The 23018-nt window shown below is 71.5% G+C and carries 19 protein-coding genes and 1 pseudogene; 12 read left to right on the forward strand and 8 right to left on the reverse strand.

Annotated elements, in window-relative coordinates; genetic code table 11:
- Positions 1–13 precede the first annotated feature (13 nt).
- Entirely contained in the window at positions 14–751 is a 738-nt protein-coding gene (locus M2163_RS38945) for a MerR family transcriptional regulator (protein WP_280848209.1), read from the reverse strand.
- Between the two features lie 221 nt (positions 752–972).
- Here M2163_RS38945 and M2163_RS38950 point away from each other — a divergent pair, with 221 nt between their 5' ends.
- From M2163_RS38950 to M2163_RS38965, 4 genes are all read left to right on the forward strand, one after another.
- On the forward strand, positions 973–2439 hold the full coding sequence (locus tag M2163_RS38950; protein ID WP_280848208.1) for an amino acid permease: 1467 nt from the start codon (positions 973–975) through the stop codon (positions 2437–2439).
- Between the two features lie 282 nt (positions 2440–2721).
- Entirely contained in the window at positions 2722–3657 is a 936-nt protein-coding gene (locus M2163_RS38955) for a PfkB family carbohydrate kinase (RefSeq protein WP_280896341.1), read from the forward strand.
- A complete protein-coding gene (locus M2163_RS38960) occupies positions 3654–4067 on the forward strand; it encodes a hypothetical protein (protein ID WP_280896342.1) in 414 nt (137 codons plus the stop codon). Before M2163_RS38955 ends, M2163_RS38960 begins: the two co-directional genes overlap by 4 nt.
- 86 nt (positions 4068–4153) lie before the next feature.
- The gene (locus tag M2163_RS38965) at positions 4154–4840 is read left to right on the forward strand and encodes a DUF6766 family protein (protein WP_280848205.1); all 687 of its coding nucleotides are present in this window, start codon (positions 4154–4156) and stop codon (positions 4838–4840) included.
- A 26-nt stretch (positions 4841–4866) separates the two neighbouring features.
- Here the strand turns inward: M2163_RS38965 and M2163_RS38970 are convergent, their stop codons facing one another.
- A complete protein-coding gene (locus M2163_RS38970) occupies positions 4867–6366 on the reverse strand; it encodes a M1 family metallopeptidase (protein ID WP_280896343.1) in 1500 nt (499 codons plus the stop codon).
- A 161-nt stretch (positions 6367–6527) separates the two neighbouring features.
- On the opposite strand from M2163_RS38970, the gene M2163_RS38975 reads away from it, so the two are divergent.
- From M2163_RS38975 to M2163_RS38995, 5 genes are all read left to right on the forward strand, one after another.
- Positions 6528–8495, forward strand: coding sequence for a Xaa-Pro dipeptidyl-peptidase (locus tag M2163_RS38975; protein ID WP_280896344.1), 1968 nt, complete (start codon positions 6528–6530; stop codon positions 8493–8495).
- Entirely contained in the window at positions 8492–9730 is a 1239-nt protein-coding gene (locus M2163_RS38980) for a M14 family metallocarboxypeptidase (protein ID WP_280896345.1), read from the forward strand. Before M2163_RS38975 ends, M2163_RS38980 begins: the two co-directional genes overlap by 4 nt.
- An 88-nt stretch (positions 9731–9818) precedes the next feature.
- Entirely contained in the window at positions 9819–11519 is a 1701-nt protein-coding gene (locus M2163_RS38985; RefSeq protein ID WP_280848201.1) for a BCCT family transporter, read from the forward strand.
- A 216-nt stretch (positions 11520–11735) separates the two neighbouring features.
- Positions 11736–12764: an oxidoreductase gene (locus M2163_RS38990; protein WP_280848200.1), complete on the forward strand. Its 1029-nt coding sequence runs from the start codon at positions 11736–11738 to the stop codon at positions 12762–12764.
- A 49-nt stretch (positions 12765–12813) separates the two neighbouring features.
- Positions 12814–14457 carry an ABC-F family ATP-binding cassette domain-containing protein gene (locus tag M2163_RS38995; protein ID WP_280896346.1) on the forward strand — a complete coding sequence of 548 codons (1644 nt, stop codon included), beginning with the start codon at positions 12814–12816 and terminating at the stop codon, positions 14455–14457.
- A gap of 57 nt (positions 14458–14514) precedes the next feature.
- On the opposite strand, the gene M2163_RS39000 is transcribed toward M2163_RS38995, so the two are convergent.
- The 3 genes from M2163_RS39000 to M2163_RS39010 form a co-directional block, all read right to left on the reverse strand.
- Positions 14515–16878: a Tex family protein gene (locus tag M2163_RS39000; protein WP_280896347.1), complete on the reverse strand. Its 2364-nt coding sequence runs from the start codon at positions 16876–16878 to the stop codon at positions 14515–14517.
- Between the two features lie 94 nt (positions 16879–16972).
- Positions 16973–17104 (reverse strand): LPFR motif small protein, encoded by a 132-nt coding sequence (locus tag M2163_RS39005; RefSeq protein ID WP_280848197.1) that lies wholly within the window; start codon positions 17102–17104, stop codon positions 16973–16975.
- 87 nt (positions 17105–17191) lie between these two features.
- Positions 17192–18061, reverse strand: a complete 870-nt coding sequence (locus M2163_RS39010) for a hypothetical protein (protein WP_280896348.1) — start codon at positions 18059–18061, stop codon at positions 17192–17194.
- Between the two features lie 113 nt (positions 18062–18174).
- Between M2163_RS39010 and M2163_RS39015 the strand changes: the two are divergent.
- Positions 18175–19135 (forward strand): annotated as a pseudogene (locus tag M2163_RS39015) (GlxA family transcriptional regulator).
- An 11-nt stretch (positions 19136–19146) separates the two neighbouring features.
- On the forward strand, positions 19147–19782 hold the full coding sequence (locus tag M2163_RS39020; protein ID WP_280848194.1) for a DJ-1/PfpI family protein: 636 nt from the start codon (positions 19147–19149) through the stop codon (positions 19780–19782).
- Here the strand turns inward: M2163_RS39020 and M2163_RS39025 are convergent.
- Positions 19769–20527 carry an enoyl-CoA hydratase/isomerase family protein gene (locus M2163_RS39025; RefSeq protein ID WP_280896349.1) on the reverse strand — a complete coding sequence of 253 codons (759 nt, stop codon included), beginning with the start codon at positions 20525–20527 and terminating at the stop codon, positions 19769–19771. The genes M2163_RS39020 and M2163_RS39025 overlap by 14 nt on opposite strands.
- Before the next feature lie 219 nt (positions 20528–20746).
- Between M2163_RS39025 and M2163_RS39030 the strand changes: the two genes are divergently transcribed.
- Positions 20747–21271, forward strand: a complete 525-nt coding sequence (locus tag M2163_RS39030) for an ATP-binding protein (protein ID WP_280848192.1) — start codon at positions 20747–20749, stop codon at positions 21269–21271.
- A 6-nt stretch (positions 21272–21277) separates the two neighbouring features.
- Here the strand turns inward: M2163_RS39030 and idi are convergent, their stop codons facing one another.
- Together idi and M2163_RS39040 are read right to left on the reverse strand one after the other, a co-directional pair.
- The gene (gene idi / locus M2163_RS39035) at positions 21278–21871 is read right to left on the reverse strand and encodes an isopentenyl-diphosphate Delta-isomerase (protein ID WP_280848191.1); all 594 of its coding nucleotides are present in this window, start codon (positions 21869–21871) and stop codon (positions 21278–21280) included.
- A 187-nt stretch (positions 21872–22058) separates the two neighbouring features.
- Positions 22059–22994 carry a cation diffusion facilitator family transporter gene (locus tag M2163_RS39040; RefSeq protein ID WP_280848190.1) on the reverse strand — a complete coding sequence of 312 codons (936 nt, stop codon included), beginning with the start codon at positions 22992–22994 and terminating at the stop codon, positions 22059–22061.
- Positions 22995–23018 lie beyond the last annotated feature (24 nt).

Consider the following 23018-nt stretch of genomic DNA (forward strand, 5'->3'; position numbering starts at 1 on the left):
GACCGTGCGGTGGTCAGGGCTCCCGCACCGGCGAGGACTCCCCGCCCACCTCCGACGTCCACTCCCGCAGTTCCTCCTTCAGGGACCGCTGGAAGGTCGTCAACAGGGCCTGCACGACCAGGGGTTCCATGTGCGCGGACAGCGACCTCACGTCCTGCGCGGCACGCTGGGCCACCTCGCCCCGGAACAGCTGCGACAACTCGTGCGCGGCGGCCCGGGAGTGCTCGATGAGCACCTTCCGCGAGGCGAGGATCGCCTCCTGCGACAGCGGGACGTCGAGCAGCCCGACGCCCAGCCGGAGCAGGCCCAGATCGACGTGGTAGCCGTCGCCGTCGCGCCGTACGACGTCCATCGCGGCGAGCCGCTCCAGGTCGTCGTCGCTCAGCGGCCGCCCCGCCCGCCGCCCGAGCTCCTCGTGTGTGACCCGCTCCACGACGTCCGGGGCCCAGGAGGCCACCACGGCCCGGTGGATCGCGAGGTCGTGGGCGCTCAGACCGGCCGGGAGCTGCTGCACGTACCGCTCGATCGCCGCGAGCGTCATCCCCTGGTTCTGGAGCTCCTCGATCAGCGCGAGGCGCGCGAGGTGCTCGCGGCCGTAGTGACCGACCCGGCGCGGACCGATCACCGGCGGCGGCAGCAGGCCGCGCGTGGCGTAGAAGCGGACCGTGCGGACCGTGACGCCGGCCCGCGCGGCCAGCTCGTCGACGGTGAGGGTCTGCTCCTCGGCACCGGGGGAGGGGTCGGTCGTCATGTGCAGCAGTATCGCTGTCTCACCATTGCTGTGACACCCGGTCGGCAGCCCCTTTCCGATCATGTGCGACGACTCCCGCTGTGACGTCCGCCACCGCGTGCGGGGCGGTTTCCGGGGAAGGAGGCCCCTTGGCCTGTGCCTTTCACCAGGAGGCACGGGCCGACGCACGTCCGGACAACCCGCGCGAGACCCGCCGGGGCGCACCAGAGAGTGGAACCACTGTGAGCAAGGACGCCGTGCACTCGGCACAGGCCGCCTCCCGCACCGACGTGGCCCGGGTGCCCGCCGACGCGGGCGACGCCGGCTACAGCAAGGACCTCAAGGCCCGCCACGTCAACATGATCGCCATCGGCGGCGCGATCGGCACCGGCCTCTTCCTGGGCGCCGGGGGACGCCTCCACACGGCGGGCCCGGCGCTGGCACTGGCCTACCTGGTCTGCGGCGTCTTCGCCTTCTTCGTCGTCCGCGCCCTGGGCGAGCTGGTCCTCTACCGGCCCTCCTCGGGCTCCTTCGTGTCGTACGCGCGCGAGTTCCTCGGCGAGAAGGGCGCGTACGTCGCCGGCTGGATGTACTTCCTGAACTGGTCGACCACCGGCATCGCCGACATCACCGCGATCGCGCTCTACACGCACTACTGGAGCCTGTTCACCGACATCCCGCAGTGGACGCTCGCCCTGATCGCGCTCGCCGTCGTCCTCGCCGTGAACCTGATCTCGGTGAAGATCTTCGGGGAGATGGAGTTCTGGTTCGCGATCATCAAGGTCGCCACGCTCGTCGGCTTCATGCTGATCGGCATCTTCCTGCTGGCCACCCGGCACGAGGTGGGCGGCGGCACACCCGGTCCGGGCGTGATCACCGACAACGGCGGAGTCTTCCCGCACGGCGTGATGCCGGTCGTCCTCGTCATGCAGGGCGTGATCTTCGCGTACGCCGCCCTCGAACTGGTCGGTGTCGCGGCCGGCGAGACCGCGGAACCGGAGAAGGTCGTCCCGCGCGCGGTGAACTCGATCATGTGGCGGGTGGCCCTGTTCTACGTCGGCTCGGTCGTCCTCCTCGCCCTGCTCCTGCCGGGCTCGGTCTACTCCGCCGACGAGAGCCCCTTCGTCACGGTCCTGTCGAAGATCGGCGTCCCGGCGGCCGGTGACGTGATGAACCTGGTCGTCCTGACGGCGGCGATGTCCTCGCTGAACTCGGGCCTGTACTCCACGGGCCGCATCCTGCGCTCGATGGCGACGGCGGGCTCGGCCCCGAGGTTCACGGCCAGGATGAACCGCAGCCAGGTCCCCTACGGCGGCATCCTCCTCACCTGCGCGGTCTGCGTCCTCGGCGTGGTCCTGAACTACCTCATGCCGAGCCAGGCCTTCGAGATCGTGCTGAACGTCGCCTCCCTCGGCGTCATCAGCACCTGGGTGATCATCATGGTCTGCCACCTGGTCTTCGTCCGCCGCGCCCGCTCCGGCCTGCTCACCCGCCCCTCCTTCCGCCTGCCCTTCAGCCCGGTCACCGAGATCACCACGATCGCCTTCCTCCTGGCCTGCCTGGGGATGATGTGGAACGACCCCGAGGTCGGCCGCAGGACACTCCTGCTGATCCCGGTGATCGCGGTACTCCTGATCGCCGGCTGGTTCGGCATCCGCCGCAGGGTCCAGCGAACGACAGACCGGGAACTGACCGAACTCACCGACTGAGGAAGCCCACTGTCAGTGACACCCCCTACGGTGGCGTCAAACTGATCGCGCATGTCTGCAACGGCACGGGGGGGGCTGGTGCAGGGGCTTCGTCGTGGCGGTGTCCCGACACCGGCCGGAACCGGAGAGGAACATGTCGACCTGCGGCGAGGGACGTGCCCCGAAGGGGCGCGGGGAACTGCGCGAACGGCCGCAGACGACCCGCGGTCGCCTCCTGCCCGCAGCCCCACGGCGAGAGGGCGGACCTCGCGGTCGCCGTCTACGACCACGGGGAGGGCTGACATGAGCCGGGACATCGACGTGCTCGTGCTGGGCGGGGCCGGGGTGGACACCATCGTGTACGTCCCCGAGCTGCCCCTGCCCTACGCCGACAGCTACATGATCGACTCCGGTATCCGTACCCGCGCCGGACAGACCGGGGACTTCGTCGCCGTGGGCCTCGCCGCCCTCGGCCTGAACACCCACCACCTCGACTTCCTCGGTGACGACCCCGAGGGCGAGCTCGTCCGCGCCCTGCACCGCGACCGCGGCATCGCGCTCACCGCCGTGCCCCAGCCCGCCGGCACCAAGCGGGCGGTCAACCTCGTCGGCCCCGACGGTCGGCGCCTGTCCCTCTACGACACCAGCCGCGCCCACGCCGACGACCGCATCCCGCCGGACATCCTGCGGCCCCTGGCCGAAGCCAGCCGCCATGTCCACGTCTCGATCACCCACCCCTGCGCCCACGCCCTCCCGCTCCTCCGGGAGACCGGCGCCACCCTCTCCACCGACCTCCACGACTGGGACGGCCACAACCCGTACCACGAGCCGTTCGCCCTCGCGGCCGACGTGGTCTTCCTGTCCGCGGCCGCCCTCACCGACCCCGAGCGCACCCTGCGCGACATCGCCGCCCGCGGCCGCGCCGAGGTGGTCGTCGCCACCGCCGGCGCCGAGGGCGCGTACCTCCTCACCGACGACGAGCTGACCCACGTCCCGCCGGTCGCCCCACCCGCCCCCGTGATCGACTCCAACGGCGCCGGTGACGCCTTCGCGGCCGCCTTCCTCCACGGCCGCCTGACCGGCGAACCCCCGCACCGGTGCGCCCTGTACGGCGCGGTGGCCGGCGCCCACGCCTGCACGGTGCCGGCCGCACAGACCGACGCGATCACCGGGGACACGCTCCGCGCCCGCGTCTCCCGGCTCTTGAAAGAGGAGGAACCGGGTACCCGGGGCAGGTGAGAAAGGCGCGGCGGATCAGCACGCTGGTACTCCCGGCCCTGCTCGGACTGGTCCTCGCGGGCTGCGGCAGCCCCGGGGAGCGCCGGTCCGACGCCGAGGCCGCCGCCGGCGGATTCGAGCGGCTGCTGCGCGCCGACGACCCGGCCGGCCTCTGCACCGCCCTCGCACCGGAGACCCGGAGCGAACTGGAGGAGTCCGAGAAGGAGAGCTGCGCAAAGGCGATCTCCTCCCAGGACATCCCCCTCGGCGGCACCACCCACCGGGTCGACCTCTACGGCAGACAGGCCCGCGTCGTCCTGGACGCGGACACCCTGTTCCTCTCCCTGTTCCCCGACGGCTGGAAAGTCGTCGCGGCCGGCTGCACCCCGCGCCCGGGCCGGCCGTACCAGTGCACCCTCCAGGGAGGCTGACGGCACATGCGGACCATGTTCACGCTCTGCCTGGTCGTCGTCCTCAGCGGCCTCGCGTACTTCATCGCCCTGGGGCTGATGCACCGATGACCACACGCACCCGCGGCTTCCTGCGCGACAACGGTCTCGGCCTCGCCTTCGGCATCGGGTTCCTGCTGGCCCTCGCCGGACAGGCGATCGCGGGCTACGCCGATTTCAACAACCAGCTCACCACCGCGGGACTCGCCCAGGTCGGCTTCGGCGAGTACCTCATGTCCTCCGACTTCGCGGTCGACGTGACCGAGAACTGGCAGTCGGAATACCTGCAGTTCTTCCTCTACATCACCGCGACCGTCTGGCTCCTCCAGCGCGGCTCGCCCGAGTCGAAGGAGATGCACAAGGCCGGGACGGAGTCCGACCGGGACCAGCAGGCCGGGCGGTACGCCCACCGCGACTCCCCGCGCTGGGCCGCCGCCGGCGGACTGCGCCAGGGTCTCTACTCCCACTCCCTCGGGCTGGTCATGGGGGCCATCTTCGTCCTGTCGTGGCTGGCCCAGTCGATCGGCGGGGTCGCCGCCTACAACGAGGAGCAACTCCGCGAGCTCCAGGCGCCCGTGAGCTGGACCAGCTACATAGGCTCCGCGGACTTCTGGAGCCGCACCCTGCAGAACTGGCAGTCCGAACTCCTCGCGGTGGCCTCCATGGCCATCCTCTCCGTCTACCTCAGACAGCGCGGTTCACCGGAGTCCAAGCCGGTCGGAGCGGCCCACACCTCGACGGGCGTCGAAGGATAGGACCGCCCCGAAGGCGCCCCGAGGCCCTACTCGCCGTGCTCGTGCACGTCGTTCGTCGCCGCAATCTTCCGCCACGACCTCGGCTGCGCGTGGGACTCAGCCGTCCTCGCGATGGACGCCCCCCGCGCCGCGGGCGCCGCCGGCTTCGACGGCTGGAACAGCCAGGTGTCGAACAGCCCGGCCAGCGGCTGCCCCGAGACCTCCTCGGCGTACCTCTGGAAGTCGGCGACCGAGGCGTTGCCGTACGCGTACTTCTGCGGCCAGCCCTTCAGCACCGCGAAGAACGCGTCGTCGCCGATCTCGTTGCGCAGCGCCTGGAGGGCCAGCGCCCCCCGGTCGTAGACGGCGATGTCGAACTGGTTCTCCGGCCCGGGGTCACCCGGCCTGACCGTCCAGAACGGGTCGTCGGCCGGGTGCGAGGAGTACACGTAGTCGGCGAGTTCTTGGGCCGTGCCCTCGTTCTCGTGCTCGGACCACAGCCACTGGGCGTACCGTGCGAAGCCCTCGTTGATCCAGATGTCCTTCCAGCCGCGCACGGACACCAGGTCGCCGTACCACTGGTGGGCCAACTCGTGCACCACCACGGAGGTGTTGGAGCCGTTGGCGAACTGGCGCGGGCTGTAGAAGGGCCGGGTCTGGGTCTCCAGGGCGTACCCGGTGTTCGTGTTCGGCACGTATCCGCCGAGCGCGTCGAAGGGGTACGGACCGAAGTAGCCGCTCAGCCAGTCGGCGATCTCCCCGGTCCGCTCGACGCTGGCCCGCGCGGCACCGTCGTTGGCGCCGAGGTCTTTGCTGTAGGCGTTGACGACGGGGATGCCGCTGTCGGTCGTGCCGGTCGACAGGTCGAAGCGGCCGACGGCGAGCGTCGCCAGGTAGGTGGCCTGCGGCTTGTCGGAGCGCCAGTTCCAGCGGGTCCAGCCCAGGCGCGAACTCGTCGACTGGAGCGTGCCGTTGGAGATGGCCTGGGTGCCGTCGGGCACCAGGACCGACACGTCGTAGGTGGCCTTGTCGAGCGGGTGGTCGTTGCTCGGGAACCACCACCAGGCGGCCTCGGGCTCGTTCGCCCCGACCCCGCCGTCCGCGGTGCGGTGCCAGCTCGTGAAGCCGTACGCCTGCTTCGACGACGGCACCCCGCGGTAGCGGACCACCACGGTGGCGGACGTGCCCTTGGCCAGGGGCGACTTCGGCGTGATCTCCAGCTCGTGCTCGCCCGACGTGGCGAAGGACGCCTTCGCGCCGTTGACGCGTACCTCGCTCACGTCGAGCAGGAAGTCCAGGTCGAAGCGGGACAGGTCCTGTGTGGTGCGCGCCAGGAGGGTGGCGGTGCCCTCCAGTTCGTCCGTGGCCGGCTGGTACTTCAGCCGCAGGTCGTAGTGGGAGACGTCGTATCCGCCGTTGCCGTAGTCCGGGTAGTAGGGGTCGCCGACACCCGGAGCGCCGGGGGAGAAGCCGGCCGCCGACGCCGGGATCGCCAGCATCAGGGAGGCCGCCGCGAGTGCGCCCGGTGCGATGAGTCTGCGGTGCACGAAAGCTCCAAGTCGTAGGGGCACGAGGTCTGTTCGCAGCCTATTCACCACCTGTGAGCTGGATGTGTCCACGGCCACCCCTGTCACACGATCGCCATTCGGCCGTCACGGACTCAAGGGGCCCTCTTTTGTACGGGAGTTGACCGCAGTACCGTCCGCGCATGTCGATACGCACGCGCTTCACGACCTGGAGACCGCTCGCGACCGCCACCGCGGCCACCGCCGCCCTGCTGGCGACCTTCCTCGCACCCGCGACCGCCGAGGCCGCCTCCCCGAGGGAGAGCCAACCCGTCTACTCGTACGAGAACGCCGTCCGCGAGGCCGTCTGGGTGGACACCCGGCTCGACGGCGACGGGGACGGCAGGACCGACCGCGTCGCCGTCGACATCGTCCGGCCCCGCGAACCCGCCAGGCAGGGCCGCAAGGTGCCGGTCATCATGGATGCCAGCCCGTACTACTCCTGCTGCGGCCGCGGCAACGAGAGCCAGCTGAAGACGTACGACGCGAACGGCAACGTCGTCCGGATGCCGCTGTTCTACGACAACTACTTCGTGCCCCGCGGCTACGCCTTCGTCGGCGTCGACCTCGCCGGCACCAACCGCTCCGACGGCTGTGTGGACGTCGGCGGCCGCTCCGACGTCCAGTCCGCCAAGGCGGTCGTCGACTGGTTGAACGGCCGGGGCACCGCCTACACGACCCGCACGGGCGCCACGAAGGCCAAGGCAGGCTGGACCAACGGCAGAACCGGCATGATCGGCAAGAGCTGGGACGGCACCATCGCCAACGGCGTCGCCGCCACCGGCGTGCAGGGCCTGAAGACCATCGTCCCGATCAGCGCCATCTCCACCTGGTACGACTACTACTTCGCCCAGGGCGCCCCGCTCTACGACTCCGGCCCCGACTGGCTCTCCGACTACGTCGACAGCCCCGACGCCCGCGCCAAGTGCGCCGCCGTCCAGCAGAAACTTGTCGACCAGGCCCCCCGCACCGGCGACTGGACCCCGCTGTGGACCGAGCGCGACTACGTGAAGGACGCGCGCAAGGTCAAGGCCAGCGTCTTCCTCGTGCACGGCATGCAGGACCTCAACGTCCGCCTCCAGCACGTCGGTCCGTGGTGGGACGCCCTCGCGAAGAACGGCGTAGAGCGCAAGATCTGGCTCTCCCAGACCGGACACGTCGACCCCTTCGACTTCCGGCGCGCGGAATGGGTCGACACCCTGCACCGCTGGTTCGACCACGAGCTCCTCGGCTACGACAACGGCATCGACCGCGAGCCCATGGCCGACATCGAACGCCGGCCCGACCAGTGGGTCACCTCCAAGTCCTGGCCCCCGCGCGGCACTTCGGCCACCACCGTGCGCCCCGCGCAGGGCACCTCGCCCGGCGTGGGCACCCTCGGCCTCAGCAAGGCCAAGGGCACCGAGACCTTCACCGACGACCCGGCGCTCAGCGAGACCGACTGGGCCGCACGGATCGACACCGCCACCCCCGACAAGGCGGGCTTCACCACCGGCACCCTCACCAGGGACCTCCGCCTGTCCGGCTCCTCCAAGGTGACCGTCACCGCGACGCCGACCACCTCGACGGCCCATCTCTCCGCCGTCCTCGTGGACCTCGGCCCCGACACCATCCGCGACTACGCGGCGAGCGGCGAGGGCATCACCACGCTCACCGACCGCACCTGCTGGGGTGCGAGCACCGCCGGAGACAGCGCCTGCTTCAAGCGGACACAGGCCAGGACCACCGCCGTCGACTACACAGTGGTCAGCCGCGGCTGGGCCGACCTCGGCACCTACGCCGACCCCGGCAAGGGCGTCCCGCTCACCCCGGGCAAGGCCTACACCCTCACCCTCGACCTCGGAGCCACGGACCACGTCGTGCCGGCCGGCCACCGTCTCGCCCTGATCGTCGCGGGCACCGACAGGGACCTCATCGACCCGCCGTCCACCAGGCCCACCCTCACGATCGACCTCGCCCGCACCTCGGCCCGCGTCCCGCTGGTCGGCGGCGCCGCCGCGTTCGCGCACGCGACGAAGGGCGCCGGGGCGGCCGTAGCACGCGAGGCGGGAGCCCTCGACGGTGTCCGGGCCCCGCGCACCGCCCAGCGCGTCCCGGAGGCAGGACGGTGATCCGGGCGGTCACCGCGAGCGTGGCGGCGCTCGCCGCCTCCCTGGTCGCGGCACCGGCCGAAGCCGGCGAGGCCCCGCCCCGCACCGGCTTCGAGCAGTCGGCCGGCGCCCGCTGGACGAGCGAGGGCGAGGAACAGGACTTCCTCACCCGGGTCGACCGGGCGAGCGGCCGGGTCCTGGTGGACCGCATCGGCACCACGAAACAGGGCCGCCCGCTCCAGCTCGTGCGGATCGGCGCCCGTCACGCCCAGAACAAGGTCCTGCTCGTGTGCAGCCAGCACGGCGACGAACCCTCCGGCCGCGAGGCCTGTCTCAGCAAGGTCCGCGACCTGGCCTACGCGAAGGACGCCCGCACCCGGCGCTTCCTCGACCGCACCACCGTGCTGGTCGTGCCCACCGCCAACCCGGACGGCCGGGCCGCCGACACCCGCGGCAACAGCGACGGCGTCGACATCAACCGCGACCACCTCGCCCTCGCCACCGCCGAGGCCCGCGCCATGGCGAAGGTCGTACGGGACCGGCGCCCGGACGTGATCTACGACCTGCACGAGTACTCCGCCACACCCCGCTACTACGACAAGGACCTCTTCGACCTCTGGCCCCGCAACCTCAACACCGACGAGGCCGTCCACGACGAGGCCGAGACCCTGTCGCGGGCGTACGTACGACCGGCCGCCGAAGACGCCGGGTACTCGACCGGCACGTACGGCATCTGGACCGACCCGGTCACCGGCGACCCCCTCAGACAGGTCGCCGGTGACGGTCAGGAACGCATCCTGCGCAACATGTCCGGCGTCAAGCACGCGATCGGCCTGCTGATCGAGAGCAGGGTCGAACCGCTCGCGGACCCGGACCCGGCGCGCAACAACCGGCGTCGGGTGGACTCCCAACTGGCCGCGTTGAAAGGCCTGTTCGGGTTCGCCGAGGAGCGCCGCGGCCGGATCGAGAAGGCCACCACCGAGGCCCGCCACCGGCCCCCGGCCGGACCCGTCTTCCTCGGCGGCGCCGACAACGACCCACCCGAACCCGCCGAGGTGATGCAGGACCCGCCCTGCGGCTACCGGCTCACCGACGCCCAGTACACGGAGGTGAAGGACGAACTCGCCCTGCACGGGGTGCGGTCCAGGGGCACCTACGTCCCCCTGGACCAGCCCCTGCGCGCCCTCGTCCCGCTGCTCCTCGACGAACGCGCGCCGTACCACCTGACGGCCGGGGAGCCCGACACCGGCTGCTGAATCGGTCGAGATCTGCGGCACCTGTGGTAGGTCCTGGGGAACTGTGTGAAAACCGGGGTATCCACCGCTCCAGGGGAAGGCGCCGCAGATGACTGAAGACCTGAAGAAGAGAGGCGGCCGAGGATTTCCCGCGGGCATTCTCGGCCACGAGACCGACCGGGTGGTGTTCGGTGTCACCGCCGTCATCACCCTGGCCTTCGTGATCTGGGGCTGGACGGCGACGGACTCCCTGGAGGACGTCTCCACCACCCTGCTGAGCGGACTGATCCACAACGGCGGCTGGGCCTTCATGCTGGCCGCCTCGTGCTTCGTGGTGTTCGCCCTGTGGCTCGCGATGAGCCGCTACGGCCGCATCCACCTCGGCGCCGAGGGCGAGGAGCCCGAGTTCAGGACGGTGTCCTGGGTGGCGATGATGTTCAGCGCCGGCATGGGGATCGGCCTGATGTTCTACGGCGTCAGCGAGCCCCTGTCGCACTACACGACCCCGCCCCCGGGCACGAGTCCCGCCAACTCCGGTGAACGCATGGAGACGGCGATGGCCACGACCCTCTTCCACTGGACGCTGCATCCCTGGGCGATCTACGCGGTGGTGGGGCTCGGCATCGCCTACAGCACCTTCCGCAAGCGCCGGCGCCAGACCATCAGCGCCGTGTTCACCCCCCTCATCGGGGAGAAGCACGCCAACGGCGCCGCCGGCCGGGTGATCGACATCCTCGCGATCATCGCCACCGTCTTCGGCTCCGCGGCCTCCCTCGGCCTCGGTGCCCTCCAGATCGGCTCCGGTTTCCAGGAGCTGGACTGGATGGACGACGTCAGCACCGGTCTGCTCGTCACGATCATCGCCGTGCTGACCCTGGCCTTCGTGCTGTCGGCCGTCTCCGGCATCGAGCGGGGCATCCAGTGGCTGTCCAACACCAACATGGTGCTCGCGCTGGTCCTCGCGGTGTTCGTGTTCGTCGCGGGCCCCACGATCATCGTGCTCGACCTGCTGCCCACCTCGATCTTCTCCTACCTCGGCGACCTGCCCCAGCTCGCCGGCCGCACCGAGGCCAGCGGCGGCAAGGGAGTGGCGGACTGGCTCGGCAGCTGGACCGTCTTCTACTGGGCCTGGTGGATCTCCTGGACGCCCTTCGTCGGCATGTTCATCGCCCGCATCAGCCGCGGCCGCACCATCCGGCAGTTCGTCGGCGGCGTCATCCTCGTGCCCAGCACGGTCAGCCTCGTCTGGTTCGCGATCTTCGGCGGTACGGCCATGAAGCTCAAGGAGGGCGGCGCGCTCGGCGGCGAGGACACCCCCGAGGGCCAACTCTTCGGCGTCCTCCAGGAGTTCCCCGTCGCCACCGTGACCAGCCTGCTCGTGATGATCCTGGTCGGCATCTTCTTCGTCTCCGGCGCCGACGCCGCGTCCATCGTGATGGGTACGCTCTCCCAGAAGGGCGCCCTCGAACCCGGCCGTTTCGTCGTCGTGTTCTGGGGCGTGGTCACCGGAGCCGTCGCCGCCATCATGCTGCTCGTCGGCAGCGGCCAGGGCGACGCGCTCACCGGACTGCAGAACCTCACGATCCTGGCCGCCGCGCCCTTCGTCCTCGTGATGATCGGCATGTGCGTGGCCCTCCTGCGCGACCTGCGCCGCGACCCGGTCATCGTGCGTGGCGAGATGGGCTCCGAGGCCGTCGAACTGGCCGTGATCGAGGGCCACCGCAAGTACGACGGCGACTTCGGCATCCAGATCGGCCCGGGCCCCGGCACCGAGACGGAGGGCGACCCGCTGGGCCACGACCACAGCTGAGCACGGGGCAACGCCGGGAGGAGGCGAGCCCCGTCCGCCTCCTCCGCGCCCACGGTCACCCCCTCTCCGGACGGTCCCCCTTCGACCATGCGTACGCCGGGCACGCCGGACCGCGCCACCAACTCCTCGCGGCCGTCGGGCGCTTGTGCCGCACCGCGTCGGCGGAATGAACCCGTGCCGCGCTCATACCGGCCCGAAGCCGGGAATACTCACACCATGTCTGCCGCATACGCGACCTTCGGCCTGGCACCGGCGATGCGTGCCGGTGGAGTCCTCGCCAACGGAGACTTCCAGGTGCACCGGGACTTCGTGGACTTCATCGTCGACGGCCGCCCGCTCCTCTTCCAGCTCTCCGACCTCGACGCCGTCTCCCCCCTCGCCTCCGACGTCCCGCCCGCCATCTTCACCGCCCAGGTCCGCAGCCTCCTGGGCGAGACGGACGCCCCGCTTCCGGACGGTCGTCATGTCGTCTACGGCTGCCCCGAGTGCGAGGACCTCGCCTGCGGTGCCGTCACCGCCGTCATCGAGCGGGACGGCGAGGACGTCATCTGGCGCGACTTCGCCTGGCAGACCGAGGAGGCCGTGGACCTCCAGCTCAACGGCTACCACGGCATCGGGCCGTTCCGCTTCCGGGGCGCCGAGTACCGCGCGGCGCTCGCCTCCCTGCTCCAGAGTGCCGCCGAGACGGAGGGCGGCCGCCGCCGCGTCCTGCTCGTCGGCGCCCGCGTCGCCGTCCTCGCCAAGCTCGCCGCCGCCCTGCGTGCCATCGGCATCGGCGCCGACATCACCCGCGAGGTGGGATCCGTCCACGCCGACGAACTGCGCGGTTACGGCGCCGTCGCCTTCGGCCGCGCGGTCACCGAGGAGGAACGGGCCGCCGTACGCCGCTCCTTCGAACGCGCCGGCGTCGACGTGGCCTACGTCGACGGGCTCGCCCCGATCGTCCCGCTGCTCGTGGCCCAGATAGAGCACGCCCTGGACCGCAGCCCGGTCGCACAGCGCCGGCTGACCCGCCTGGTCGTCGCCGACGGCGAGGCCGGCGTCGAGGTCACCTCGCCGTGCCGGGTGCGTCTGACGGCGTACCGCCTCGACCGGCTGTACCGCACCCACGCCCACGAGGTCTTCGACGGCGTCCTGGAGGCCGGCAGGCACCGGATCGCCCTGGACCCGAAGGCGGTCAGGGGGGAGTCCTTCGTGGTGGCGCGGACCTCGACAAGTGTGCTGGTGGAGGCGATGGCGCGCTGAGAGACCGGGGAGCGTCCGGTCCGGGGCGGCCACTAGGATCGACGGTCTGATGACTGCCACCCTCGTCGCCAAGAACCTCGCCGCCGGCCACGGCGACCGCTCCCTGTTCAGCGGGCTCGACCTCGTCGTCGCGCCCGGTGATGTGATCGGCCTGGTCGGGGCCAACGGCGCGGGCAAGTCCACGCTGCTCAGGATGCTCGCGGGCCTGCTCGCCCCCGAGGAGGGTGAGCTCCGGCTCTCCCCGCCGACGGCCACCGTCGGGCACCTGCCGCAGGAGCCCGAGCGGCGCCCGGGGGAGACCGTGCGCGCGTTCCTCGCCCGCCGCACCGGAGTCGCCGAGGCCCAGCGGGTGATGGACGAGGCGACCCAGGCCCTGGTCGACGAGGCCCCCGGCGCCGACGACGCGTACGCCACCGCCCTGGAGCGCTGGCTGGACCTCGGCGGCGCCGACCTCGACGAACGGGCCGAGGAGGTCGCCGACTCCCTCGGCCTGGCGGTCGACCTGGACCAGCCGATGACCTCCCTGTCCGGCGGCCAGGCGGCCCGGGCCGGCCTCGCCTCGCTCCTGCTCTCCCGCTACGACGTCTTCCTCCTCGACGAGCCCACCAACGACCTCGACCTGGACGGCCTGGAGCGCCTGGAGCGGTTCGTGAAGGGCCTGCGGGCCGGCACGGTGGTGGTCAGCCACGACCGCGAGTTCCTCACCCGCACGGTCACCAAGGTCCTCGAACTCGACCTGGCCCAGCAGCGGATCACTCTCTACGGCGGCGGTTACGAGGCCTACCTGGAGGAGCGCGAGGTCGCCCGCCGGCACGCCCGGGACGACTACGACGAGTACGCCGACAAGCGGGCCGCCCTCCAGGACCGGGCGCAGATGCAGCGCTCCTGGATGGACAAGGGCGTGAAGAACGCCCGCCGCAAGGCGAGCAACGACAACGACAAGATCGGCCGCAAGTTCCGCAGCGAGGCCAGCGAGAAGCAGGCCGCGAAGGCCCGCCAGACCCAGCGCATGATCGAACGCCTGGACGTGGTCGAGGAGCCGCGCAAGGAGTGGGAACTGCGCATGGAGATCGCCTCGGCCCCCCGCTCGGGCGCGGTCGTGGCGACGCTGCGGGACGCCGAGGTGCGCCAGGGCGACTTCGTCCTCGGCCCGGTGTCCCTCCAGATCGACTGGGCGGACCGGGTGGCGGTCACGGGTGCGAACGGCGCCGGCAAGTCCACCCTGCTCGGCGCCCTGCTGGGCCGGGTGCCGCTCACCTCCGGCCAGGCGTCCCTCGGTTCCGGCGTCCTGATCGGCGAAGTCGACCAGGCCCGCGAGCTGTTCCTCGGCGAGGAGTCCCTCCTGGACGCGTTCTGCGCGGCGGTCCCGGACACGGAACCGGTGGAGGTCCGCACCCTGCTGGCCAAGTTCGGCCTGAAGTCCGACCACGTCACGCGCTCGGCGGCCACCCTGTCACCGGGCGAGCGGACGCGGGCGGCGCTGGCCCTTCTCCAGGGCCGGGGCGTCAACCTCCTGGTCCTGGACGAGCCGACCAACCACCTGGACCTCCCGGCGATCGAGCAGCTGGAATCAGCCCTGGACGCCTACGAGGGCACCCTGCTCCTGGTCACACATGATCGCCGGATGCTGGACGCGGTGAGAGTGACGCGCCGCTTGGAGGTCGTGTCGGGCAAGGTGACCGAGACTCCCTAGGGGCGCGGGGAACTGCGCGACCAGCCACAACGGGCCCGCAGTTCCCCACGACCTGTACTAGCGCCTGCCGTTCTTCGGGTTGAGCAGCCCCGCCTTGCGCAACGCGTCAGCCATCGCACTGTTCCCCGGAGCAGGAGCCTGCCGCTGCTGCCGTTGCTGAGGCGGACGTCCACCCCGCTGAGGCTGACGCCGTTCCCCACCCGAGGACTTGGCCTGGGCTTCGTCGTCCAGCCGCAGCGTCAACGAGATCCGCTTGCGCGGGATGTCGACCTCCAGCACCTTCACCTTGACGATGTCCCCGGGCTTCACCACGTCCCGCGGGTCCTTGACGAACGCCTTCGACAGCGCGGAGACATGCGCCAGTCCGTCCTGGTGGACACCGACGTCGATGAACGCCCCGAAGGCCGCCACGTTGGTCACGACCCCCTCCAGCACCATCCCGGCGACCAGGTCGGAGATCTTCTCGACGCCCTCCTTGAAGGTCGCCGTCCTGAAGGCGGGCCGAGGGTCGCGCCCCGGCTTCTCCAGCTCCTTGAGGATGTCGGTCACGGTGGGCAGCCCGAACGTCTCGTCCACGAAGTCCTGCGGCCTCAACGACCGCAGCACGCCGGTGTTCCCGATGAGGGACGCCACCTCCTGCCCCGCGGTCTTCACCATCCTCCGCACCACCGGGTACGCCTCGGGGTGCACGCTGGAGGAGTCCAGCGGGTCGGAGCCGCCGCGGATCCGCAGGAACCCGGCGCACTGCTCGTACGCCTTGGGGCCCAGCCGGGCCACCTTCTTCAGCTCGGTGCGGGACGTGAAGGGGCCGTTGGCGTCCCGGTGGGACACGATGTTCTCGGCCAGCCCGGAGGTGATGCCGGAGACCCGGGCGAGCAGCGGGGCGGACGCCGTGTTGACGTCGACCCCCACGCCGTTGACACAGTCCTCGACCACCGCGTCCAGGGAGCGCGACAGCTTCACCTCGGACAGGTCGTGCTGGTACTGGCCGACGCCGATCGACTTCGGGTCGATCTTCACCAGCTCGGCCAGCGGGTCCTGGAGCCGGCGCGCGATGGAGACCGCACCGCGCAGCGACACGTCCATGTCCGGCAGCTCCTGCGAGGCGAACGCGGAGGCCGAGTACACGGAGGCGCCCGCCTCGGACACCATCACCTTGGTGAGCTTCAGCTCCGGGTGCCTGGTGATCAGTTCCCCGGCGAGCTTGTCGGTCTCGCGGGACGCCGTGCCGTTGCCGATCGCGATCAGCTCGACCGCGTGCTCCTTGGCCAGCCGGGCCAGCTTGGCGATGGCCTCGTCCCACCGGTTGGCCGGGACGTGCGGATGGATGACGTCGGTGGCGACGACCTTGCCGGTCGCGTCGACCACGGCGACCTTCACGCCCGTACGGAAGCCGGGGTCCAGGCCGAGCGTCGCGCGCGTGCCGGCCGGGGCGGCGAGCAGCAGGTCGCGGAGGTTGGCCGCGAACACGTTGACCGCCTCGTCCTCGGCGGCCGTCCGCAGCCGCAGCCTGAGGTCGATGCCGAGGTGCACGAGGATGCGGGTCCGCCAGGCCCAGCGGACGGTGTCCGTCAGCCACTTGTCGCCGGGGCGGCCACGGCCGGAGATCCCGAACCTGGAGGCGATGACGCCCTCGTACGAGGAGGGGCCCGGCTGCTCGGAGGGCTCCTCGGGCTCCAGGACAAGGTCCAGGACCTCTTCCTTCTCGCCGCGCAGCATCGCGAGAATCCGGTGCGAGGGAAGGTCGGTGAAGGGCTCGGAGAAGTCGAAGTAGTCGGCGAACTTGGCGCCCGCCTCCTCCTTGCCCTCGCGCACCTTGGCGACCAGGCGCCCGCGCACCCACATGCGCTCGCGGAGCTCGCCGATCAGGTCGGCGTCCTCCGAGAAGCGCTCGGTGAGGATCGCGCGGGCGCCGTCCAGCGCGGCCTGCGCGTCGGGCACGCCCTTGCCGGCGTCCACGAACGCGGCGGCAGCGGCGAGCGGCGCGACACCCGGGTCCCCGAGCAGGCCCTCGGCGAGCGGCTCCAGACCGGCCTCGCGGGCGATCTGCGCCTTGGTGCGGCGCTTCGGCTTGAAGGGCAGATAGATGTCCTCCAGGCGCGCCTTCGTCTCCGCGCCCCGGATCCGCGCCTCCAGCTCCTCGGTGAGCTTGCCCTGCTCGCGCACCGAGTCGAGGATCGCCGTCCGCCGCTCCTCCAGCTCCCGCAGATACCGCAACCGCTCCTCGAGCGTGCGCAGCTGCGCGTCGTCGAGCATCTCGGTCGCTTCCTTGCGGTAGCGGGCGATGAAGGGAACCGTGGAACCGCCGTCGAGCAGTTCCACGGCGGCCTTCACCTGCCGCTCCCGTACGCCGAGTTCCTCGGCGATCCTGCCTTCGATCGACCCTGCGCTGGTGGACCCGCTGGACCCGGGTGTCGTCACGATCCCGTACCGCCTTCTCACTGAGGTTGCGCGGCAATTGTGGCAGGCGGCACCGACAGTCGGGGATCAGGGCGCGGTCATCGGGCCGGGGTCGTCAGGCACTGCGGCTGCGCGTGGAGCCGGACGCACCGCCGAAGAGCCGGGCCAGTGCCCGGAAGGGCAGGGTCACCACGGTGGCGATGGCGCCACCGATCTGGCGCAGGACGTCTGCGATCGCGCGGAACATGTGCTTCCCCTTTCCTCTCCCGGCCACGACGACCGGGAAGAGGACGGGTACCTCCCGAGCGGCCCGGCAATCTTCGCGGCGCCGAAATCAGCGCTTGCCGATCAGGTCCGCGGGATAGGCCCCCGCGGTCAGGGCGGTGCGCGTGAACCCGACAGCGAGTTCCGTCAGCCGTCCTGTGCCCTCGGCCCCGAGGTGCTCGTAGGGGGCGAGGTCCAGCCGGTCCGTCTCCGCCTCGATCTCCTCCCGCAGGGCGACGCCCCGCTCGGTCAGCTCGCCGTCGGAGTCCAGCAGCCCGCGGTCGCGGAGCCGAGCCACGGCCGCGTCCCACTCCTGCCGGGTCCACCCGCGCGTGGTGAACACCCAGGACGGGGTCATGCCCCGGCCCGTCGCGGTGTGGGTCACCAGGGCCTCAAGGCCGTCCAGCTCCGCGGCCATCAGGACGGCCAGGTGTCCGTCGCCGCGGTGCTCGCGCAGCAGCGTCGCGGCGTGCCAGAACGCAAGGTGGGGTTCCTCGGGCACCGGCAGGTCGGCGTGCGCGGAGTACAGCGGCCGCGCGGCGCGCGAGCAGGCCTCGGTGGCCCGCAGCGCGAGCCGCGCGGCCTCGGCCATCCCCTCCGACGCCACGGCGTCGTCGCCGAGCAGGCGGCGCAGGGTCGCGTCGACGGCACGCGCGCGTGCGGCGAGGACTTGTTCGGGCGTGGCGGTCCGCCACACGGCGGGCACGTGCTCGGCCACCAGTTCGTGCTTGTAGTTGTAGAACGCGGCCGTCACCGCCCCCGGGCCGACCGGCCCCAGCGCGGCTGCCCGCACCGCGAAGTTGACGGCCCTCGGGTGTGTCACACCGATCGCGGCCATCTCCTTGCCCAGGTCGGGAGAGAAGTAGTGCGCGGCGTGCAGGGAGTTCAGCGGGTTCTGACAGCGTCGGCCGGCGCGCGGTTCCAGGGCGGCAGTAGTCATGCCGTGCAGGTTACCGACCGCTTGGTATCTCCGCTGCGGGGAGGTTCGCCATGGCAGGAAAGGTGGGGAACTCGTCATTGCGGCCTTCGCGACCCGCCCCAAGAATCGGGGACATGGCCCAGCGAACCGTTCTCCTCGTCCTCTTCGACGGCGTGCAGAGCCTCGACGTCACCGGCCCGCTGGAGGTCTTCGCGGGAGCCGAGCAGCACACCCCGGGCACGTACCGCATCCGTACGGCCTCACCGGACGGCGCTCCCGTCCGTACCTCCAGCGGCCTGACCGTCGTACCGGACGAAGCCCTCGCGCGCACCGACGCCCCGCACACCCTGGTCGTGCCCGGCGGCCAGGGCACCCGGCGCCCCGACGCGCTCCTGACCGACTGGCTGCGCGAGCACGGCCCGCGGGCCGAACGCCTGGTCTCGGTGTGCACCGGTGCCATCCGGCTCGCCGAGGCGGGGCTCCTGGACGGCCGCCGCGTCACCACCCACTGGGCGTACTGCGACAAGCTCGCCCGTGACCACCCGGCCGTGGAGGTGGACCCCGACCCGATCTACGTGCGCGACGGACAGGTCTCCACGTCCGCCGGTGTCACCTCGGGCATCGACCTCGCGCTCGCCCTGGTCGAGGAGGACCTGGGCCGGGACGCCGCCCTCGTCATCGCGCGCCACCTCGTGGTCTTCCTGCGCCGGCCCGGCAACCAGGCCCAGTTCAGCGCCCAGCTCGCCGCCCAGACCGCACAGCGCGAGCCGCTGCGCCAGGTCCAGCAGTGGATCACCGAGCACCCCGCCGGCGACCTGAGCGTCGAGACCCTGGCCGCCCGCGCCCGCCTCTCGCCCCGCCACTTTCGCCCGCGCCTTCCAGGCCGAGACCGGCATGACACCGGGCCGGTACGTCGACCGGGTCCGGCTCGAACACGCCCGCCGCCTCCTGGAGGACACCTCCGACGGAGTCGAGGAGATCTCCCGCGCCAGCGGCTACGGCACCCCCGAGGGCATGCGCCGCGCCTTCGTCAGAGCCCTCGGCACGGCCCCCTCCGAATACCGCCGCCGCTTCCACCCGACCCCGGCCCGCTGAAAGGACCCCCCGTGCAGATCGCGATCGTCCTCTTCGACCGCTTCACCGCCCTGGACGCCGTAGGACCCTACGAGACCCTCGGCCGCCTGCCCGACGCGGAGACCGTGTTCGTCGCGGAGCGGACCGGTCCCGTGCGCACCGACACCGGCAGGCTCGCGCTCACCGCCGACCGGACGCTCGCCGAGGTGCCGGACCCCGACATCGTCATCGTGCCGGGCGGCCCCGGGCAGACCCCGCAGATGGAGAACCGGGCGCTGCTCGACTGGCTGCGCGCGGCCGACGCCACCAGCACCTGGACCACGTCCGTGTGCACCGGTTCCCTGCTGCTCGCGGCCGCCGGGCTGCTCCGGGGACGCCGTGCGACCTCCCACTGGCTGGCCCTGGACTTCCTGAAGCAGTTCGGTGCCGAACCGACGGGCGAGCGGGTCGTGTTCGACGGCAAGTACGTCACCGCGGCGGGCGTCTCCTCCGGGATCGACATGGGGCTCACACTGCTCGGCAGGATCGCGGGCGACGAACACGCCCAGGCCGTACAGCTGTTGACCGAGTACGACCCGCAGCCGCCCTACGACGCGGGCTCGCCGCAGAAGGCGCCCGCGCACCTCGTCGAGGAGTTCCGCTCCAAGAGCCGCTTCATCCTGACGTAGTCCAGGTGAAGCGCGGTGTCCTGCGCTCCAGGAAGGCGGCGACCCCCTCCGCGGTGTCGCCGCTGCCGCGCGCCTGCTCGCTCCAGTGCGCGTCCCGGTCCGTGCGGCCGTTGGCGAACTCCTTCGCCGCGGCCTGCGTGAGCTGCGAGCGGGACGCCAGGATCCGGGTGAACTCCGCGGCCCGCTTGTCCAGTTCGCCCGCCGGGAGCACCTCGTCGACCAGTCCGGTGCGCAGTGCCCGCTCCGCGTCGATCAACTCGCCGGAGAACAGCAGGTACTTGGCGGTCGCAGGGCCGACCAGCGACACCAGGCGCCTGGTGGAGGACGCCGGATACACGATCCCGAGCTTCGACGGTGTCACCCCGAACAGCGCGCCCTCCTCGGCGAACCGCAGATCGCAGGCGGCCGCCAGCTGCGACCCGCCGCCCACGCAGTGCCCCCGCACCGCCGCCAGCGTCGGCTTCGGGAAGGCGGCCAGGGCCTCCTCGGCCCGCACCGCGAGCCCCTGCGCCTCCTCGGGCGACGAGCGCAGCGTGGAGATGTCGGCGCCCGCGCAGAACGTCCCGCCCGCACCGGTCAGCACGAGCGCACGGACGCCCGGATCGGCGGCCAGCGTGTCCAGCAGCGGCGGCAGCGCCCGCCACATCGCGGCCGTCATGGCGTTGCGCTTGGCCGGATGGTGGACCACGACGGTGGCGACCGAGTCGGTGACGGTGGGCAGCAGCTGCGGCTCCGGGAGCTCCATGCGTCGGATGCTAGCCCTCCGTGCGGGGCGCCGATCATCGGCATGGTCAGCGAACAGCACGAGGCGGCCTGTCGACCGACAGAATCCGAATTGTTCCGTGCCGAATCGGTCGGAGGCGTTCGATATGCGCTGACTTCTGTTCAGGCATCCGGAGGGGAGCGGCCCGCTGCCAACACTCGACATGTGGTGACAATCGAGCGCAAGGGTGGCGACCGAAGAATGGACGACCATGGGCGCGGGTCCGGCCCTCGCCCGGCGGACAGCGGAGAAGATCCCCGCGAACCGGACCCCGTCGCCCCGGGCCCCCCGGACCCGCTGCCGTACGAGGGGGTGTGGCGCTTCACCGCCCCCGCCGTCGACGCGTCGGTCCCGCAGGCGCGGCACGCCGTCCGGGACCTGCTGTACCGCCAGGGAGTGCCCGTCTCGGAGGACCTCGTCCAGGGCCTCCTGCTGATCGTGTCCGAACTCGTCACGAACGCCGTGCGGCACGCGGCCCTGCTCTCCCCGATGCTCGCCGTGGAAGTGGCCGTGGGGGCGGAGTGGGTGCGGGTGTCCGTGGAGGACAACCACCCCTACCGGCCGACCGCCCTGGAGACCGACCACAGCGGCGAGGGCGGCCGGGGACTGCTCCTGGTCCGTGAGATCACCCGGGAGGCGGGCGGGGCCTGCGACGTCGAGCACACGTCCAGTGGCGGCAAGGTGATCTGGGCCGCCCTGCCGCTCAAGGCCGTACGCGTGTCCTGAGGGCCCTCACCAGCCGACGGACGGGCCCGTCAGCTCCCTGACCGCGGGACGGGCCGCGTCCAGGACCGTCATGAACCAGGCCGAGAAGGTGTCCTTCGCGTGCCGCTCCGCCAGCTCGGCCGGGGTCACGAACGCGGTCGTGGCGACCTCCTCCGGGTCCGGGCCGAGCGGGGACTGCACCAGGCCGACGAACAGGTGGTTGTACTCCTGCTCGACCAGGCCCGAGTCCGGGTCCGGATGGTTGTAGCGGACCGTGCCCGCCTCGGCGAGCAGCGAGGGGGACACGCCCAGCTCCTCGTACGTGCGCCGGGCCGCCGCCGCGAAGGGCGCCTCACCCGGGTAGGGGTGGCCGCAGCAGGTGTTGGACCACACGCCGGGGGAGTGGTACTTGCCGAGCGCGCGCTGCTGGAGGAGCAGCCGGCCCCGCTCGTCGAAGAGGAACACCGAGAAGGCGCGGTGCAGCTGTCCCGGCGGCTGGTGGGCGGCGAGCTTCTCCGCGGTGCCGATCGTCACACCGTGCTCGTCGACCAGTTCCAGCAGGATCGCGTTCGCGGCGCCGTTCGACGGAGTGTGCGTCGTGGTGGCAGGTGTGGTCGGCATACCCATCCTTCACATCGGTCTTCGCGCCCCAAGTGTGCCGCACGAATCCGGCACTCCCGGCAGTTGATCGTGCCCGGCGCGGCGGGCGGGGAACCGCTCGGTGCGGGACTGTGGGGTGGAGGACGCGAAGCCGCGCCGGATCGCTGCATTCCGCCAGAACGGGCGTTTCATGCACCGTACACGTGTATCAGTGGCACAGGTGCGCCTCGTGCTCCGCGTGCCCGCCCGGCTCCAGCTGGAAGGTGCAGTGCTCGACGTCGAAGTGGTCGCCGAGGCAGTTCTGGAGTTCGTGCAGCATCTTCTCGTGGCCGATCGCGCTCAGCACCTCGGTACTCACCACCACGTGCGCGGACAGCACCGGCATGCCCGAGGTGATCGTCCAGGCGTGCAGGTCATGGACGTCCTCCACACCGTCGAGCGCCAGGATGTGGGTCCGCACCTCCGTCATGTCGACGTCCTTGGGCGCCGACTCAAGCAGGACGTCGAGGGTCTCGCGCAGCAGCCTGAAGGTGCGCGGCACGATCATCAGGCCGATGACCAGCGAGGCGATCGGGTCGGCGGCCTGCCAGCCCGTGGTCAGGATCACCGCCGCCGAGACGATCACCGCGAACGAGCCCAGCGCGTCCGCCGCGACCTCCAGGAAGGCCCCGCGCACGTTCAGGCTCTCCTTCTGGCCGCGCATCAGCAGGGTCAGCGAGATCATGTTCGCGACCAGACCGACGGCGCCGAACACGATCGTCAGCCCGCCCTCGGTGTCGGCCGGGGTCACGAACCGCTGGATCGCCTCGTACAGGACGTAGCCGCCGACCCCGAGCAGCAGCAGGCAGTTCGCGAGGGCGGCGAGGATCTCCGCGCGGGCGTACCCGAAGGTGCGGTTGCCGGTCGGGGGGCGGTTGGCGAAGTGGATCGCGAGGAGGGCCATGCCGAGGCCCAGCGCGTCCGTCGCCATGTGGGCCGCGTCGGCGACCAGGGCCAGGGAGTCGGCGACGACGCCGCCGACGATCTCGACCACCATGACGGTGAGCGTGATCGACAATGCCACCCGCAGCCTGCCGACGTACGCGGCGGTCGCCGTACCGCCGGCCGGCGCGTGCGCGTGCCCGTGATCGTGCCCTGCCCCCATGGAAGCCGCCTCCTGCGCGTCGAT

Source organism: Streptomyces sp. SAI-135, from assembly GCF_029893805.1.
Classification (GTDB): Bacteria; Actinomycetota; Actinomycetes; order Streptomycetales; family Streptomycetaceae; genus Streptomyces.

What these genes read in the sequence shown, in the direction of transcription:
- M2163_RS38945 (WP_280848209.1), bottom strand. Translation starts at nt 751, where the DNA reads ATGACGACCGACCCCTCCCCCGGTGCCGAGGAGCAGACCCTCACCGTC.
- M2163_RS38955 (WP_280896341.1), top strand. Translation starts at nt 2,722, where the DNA reads ATGAGCCGGGACATCGACGTGCTCGTGCTGGGCGGGGCCGGGGTGGAC.
- M2163_RS38965 (WP_280848205.1), top strand. Translation starts at nt 4,154, where the DNA reads ATGACCACACGCACCCGCGGCTTCCTGCGCGACAACGGTCTCGGCCTC.
- M2163_RS38975 (WP_280896344.1), top strand. Translation starts at nt 6,528, where the DNA reads ATGTCGATACGCACGCGCTTCACGACCTGGAGACCGCTCGCGACCGCC.
- M2163_RS38985 (WP_280848201.1), top strand. Translation starts at nt 9,819, where the DNA reads ATGACTGAAGACCTGAAGAAGAGAGGCGGCCGAGGATTTCCCGCGGGC.
- M2163_RS38990 (WP_280848200.1), top strand. Translation starts at nt 11,736, where the DNA reads ATGTCTGCCGCATACGCGACCTTCGGCCTGGCACCGGCGATGCGTGCC.
- M2163_RS38995 (WP_280896346.1), top strand. Translation starts at nt 12,814, where the DNA reads ATGACTGCCACCCTCGTCGCCAAGAACCTCGCCGCCGGCCACGGCGAC.
- M2163_RS39005 (WP_280848197.1), bottom strand. Translation starts at nt 17,104, where the DNA reads ATGTTCCGCGCGATCGCAGACGTCCTGCGCCAGATCGGTGGCGCCATC.
- M2163_RS39010 (WP_280896348.1), bottom strand. Translation starts at nt 18,061, where the DNA reads ATGACTACTGCCGCCCTGGAACCGCGCGCCGGCCGACGCTGTCAGAAC.
- M2163_RS39025 (WP_280896349.1), bottom strand. Translation starts at nt 20,527, where the DNA reads ATGGAGCTCCCGGAGCCGCAGCTGCTGCCCACCGTCACCGACTCGGTC.
- M2163_RS39030 (WP_280848192.1), top strand. Translation starts at nt 20,747, where the DNA reads ATGGACGACCATGGGCGCGGGTCCGGCCCTCGCCCGGCGGACAGCGGA.
- idi (WP_280848191.1), bottom strand. Translation starts at nt 21,871, where the DNA reads ATGCCGACCACACCTGCCACCACGACGCACACTCCGTCGAACGGCGCC.
- M2163_RS39040 (WP_280848190.1), bottom strand. Translation starts at nt 22,994, where the DNA reads ATGGGGGCAGGGCACGATCACGGGCACGCGCACGCGCCGGCCGGCGGT.